The organism is Vibrio sp. 811 (assembly GCF_033339195.1).
On the sequence record NZ_JAWOUB010000955.1, the window covers coordinates 1 to 517 of the forward strand.

General features: G+C 45.3%; 1 protein-coding gene. It reads right to left on the reverse strand.

All coding sequences use genetic code 11. From position 1 onward, the window contains the following. Positions 1-58: 58 nt before the first annotated feature. A partial coding sequence (locus tag R7Q46_RS30330; RefSeq protein WP_318078735.1) for an ABC transporter permease occupies positions 59-517 on the reverse strand: 459 nt, incomplete at its 5' end.

Sequence of the window (517 nt, forward strand, 5' to 3'; positions counted from 1 at the left end):
TTGACTTACCGGAATTACTTTACTCATATTACGCTCCAACCCTCCCACCTGGGTCCACTCAAGCAACACAGATATCCGAAATAATATTGCCGATCAGCAGCAATACCGCGTTGATAGCAACGATGCCCATCACTACTGGGTAATCACGCTCCATAATGGATTCGTAACCTAATAAACCAATGCCGTCGATGTTGAAGATAACTTCGATCAAAAATGCCCCTGTCATGAAGAACAACAGTGAGTTGCCAAAGTGAGAAGCAATTGGAATCAAACTATTGCGTAGCGCGTGTTTGCGTACCGCTTTCTTAAACGGCAAGCCTTTTGCGATCGCGGTACGGATGTAATCCGATGATAAGTTTTCCATCAGGTTATTTTTCATCGTCATGGTGAGCGTTGCGAAATCACCAATCAAGTAACAGATCAGCGGAAGCACAGCATGCCACATCACGTCTTTTGCGCGTTCAACGAAGGTTTCATAGTCATCGAAATCATCACCGACAAAGCCCCCCATAGGGAA